2 protein-coding genes are annotated in these 2359 nt (G+C 68.2%); both read left to right on the forward strand.

Annotation, left to right across the window (positions count from 1 at the left end; all coding sequences use genetic code 11):
- A partial coding sequence (secD, locus tag KME77_RS14790; protein WP_219467216.1) for a protein translocase subunit SecD occupies positions 1–1287 on the forward strand: 1287 nt, incomplete at its 5' end.
- A 1-nt stretch (position 1288) separates the two neighbouring features.
- Complete coding sequence (gene secF / locus KME77_RS14795; protein ID WP_219467219.1) at positions 1289–2290, forward strand: protein translocase subunit SecF; 1002 nt, start codon at positions 1289–1291, stop codon at positions 2288–2290.
- Positions 2291–2359: the final 69 nt, after the last annotated feature.

Consider the following 2359-nt stretch of genomic DNA (forward strand, 5'->3'; position numbering starts at 1 on the left):
CTGTCGTCGGCGCTGACGGCGCCGTCGGCCGCCCCGACGGCCTCGGCCACCGCGCAGACGCGGGAGACGCCGAAGGCGCAGGAGACCCCCAAGGCGCAGGAGACCAAGAAGGGGCAGAAGGACGCCAAGGCGACCCCGACGCCCTCCCCGTCGGCTCCGGTCACCGACGATCCCACCGCCGGGATCAACACCCAGGGCATCGACAAGGACGTCCTGACCCAGTTCGGCAAGCTCGACTGCAGCGACGCCAAGACCCGCGGCCAGGGCGTCCAGGACGACCCGGCCAAGCAGATGGTCGCCTGTGAGTCCGACGGCAGCTTCAAGTACGTCCTCGACGTGGCCAAGGTCGTCGGCACCGACATCAGCACCGCCACCGCCGGCGTTCAGCAGGGCAGCACGCAGTGGCTGGTCCAGCTCGACTTCAAGAGCTCGGGCGCCACCGAGTGGAGCAAGCTCACCTCGGCCGCGTACAACTCCCAGGAGCCGCGCAACAAGGTCGCCGTCGTCCTCGACGGCGTCGTGATCACCGCCCCGAACATCATCGGCCCGATCCCCGGCGGCCGTGCCGAGATCACCGGTCAGTTCACCCAGCAGAGCGCCACCGAGCTGGCCGACCAGCTCAAGTACGGCGCGCTGCCGCTGAAGTTCGACAAGGGCGAGGTCCAGACCGTGTCCTCGACGCTCGGCGAGGACCAGCTCATGGGCGGCCTCATCGCCGGCACCATCGGCCTGGCCCTGGTGGTCCTGTACTGCCTGCTGTACTACCGCGGCCTCGGCATCGTGGCCGTGCTCAGCCTCGTGGTGGCCACGATCCTCACCTACACGGCCGTGGTCGTGCTCGGCCACAACGCCGGCTTCCGGCTGTCGCTGCCGCACATCATCGGCCTGGTGGTCTCCATCGGCATCACCGCCGACTCCTTCATCGTGTACTTCGAACGCATCCGTGATGAGATGAAGGAAGGACGGCGGTCGCTGCGCGCGGCCGTCGAGGTGGCCTGGGTCCGCGCCCGCCGCACGATCCTGATCGCCGACGCCGTCATGTTCATCGCCGCGGTCGTGCTCTATCTGCTGGCCGTGGGCGGTGTGGCCGGGTTCGCCTTCGCGATGGGCCTGACCACACTGATCGACATCGTGGTGGTGTTCCTGTTCACGAAGCCGTTCATCGCGATGCTGGCCAGGCTCAAGTTCTTCGCCAAGGGGCATCCGCTGTCCGGCCTCGACTCCGAACGCATGAGCGCCGAGACGGCGGGCTCCGCCGGCCGCACGACCACCCCGCAGGAGGCCTGACATGGGACTGGGGCGTCGCCTCTACCGCGGCGAGATCGACGTTGACTTCGTCGGCCGCTGGAAGCTCTGGTACAGCCTGTCCGGCTTCCTGCTGATCATCTCCCTCGCCGGGCTGCTCATCAATGGCCTCAACCTGGGTGTCGAGTTCAAGGGCGGATCGGTCTTCTCCTTCAAGGCCGCCCAGCAGTCCAGCGTCGAGGAGGTCCGCGAGACGTTCCTCGACCAGGGCGTGCACCAGCCGATCGTCCAGACGGCCGGCGAGCGCTGGCGCGTCACGACCGAGACGCTGCAGGAGAGCGACCTCACCAAGATCCAGAACGCCGTCTCCAAGGAGTACAGCGTCCCCGTCGCCCAGGTCGACGTCCAGTCGATCGGCGCGTCCTGGGGCGGTGAGGTGTCCAACAAGGCATGGATCGGCCTGGGCGTCTTCATGCTGGCGATCATCCTGTACCTGTCGATGGCGTTCGAGCCGAAGATGGCGCTGGCCGCCATCGTCGCGCTCCTGCACGACCTCATCATCACGGCGGGCGTCTACGCCTGGTCGGGCTTCGAGGTCACGCCCGCGACGCTGCTCGGCTTCCTGACCATCCTCGGTTATTCGCTGTACGACGCGGTCGTCGTCTTCGACATGATCAAGGAGGTCACGGCCAAGCTGGGCACGACGGCGAAGCAGACCTACTCGATGGCTGCCAACAACGCGCTCAACCACACGCTGATCCGGTCGCTGAACACGTCGCTGGTGGCCATCCTGCCGGTGGCGGCGATCCTGTTCATCGGCACCACGCTGCTCGGCGCCGGGACGCTGAAGGACCTGTCGCTGGCGCTGTTCGTCGGCATGATCGTCGGCACCTACTCGTCGCTGTGCGTGGCCACGCCGCTGCTGGTGACGCTGAAGGAGCGCGAGCCGAAGTACCAGGCCATCGCCCGCCGCCTGGCCGCCACCAGCGGCAAGGGCGCCAAGGGGGCCAAGGGCTCGAAGAGCGCCGCGGTCGCCAAGGGCTGACGAAGCCGTTCGCGGGCGCCCGCGCGCCCACAGGACGTCCGGCCGACGCCCCCGCTCCGCACGGAGCGG

Origin of the sequence: Nonomuraea rhizosphaerae, from assembly GCF_019396405.1 — a bacterium.
In the GTDB taxonomy this organism is placed as follows: domain Bacteria; phylum Actinomycetota; class Actinomycetes; order Streptosporangiales; family Streptosporangiaceae; genus Nonomuraea; species Nonomuraea rhizosphaerae.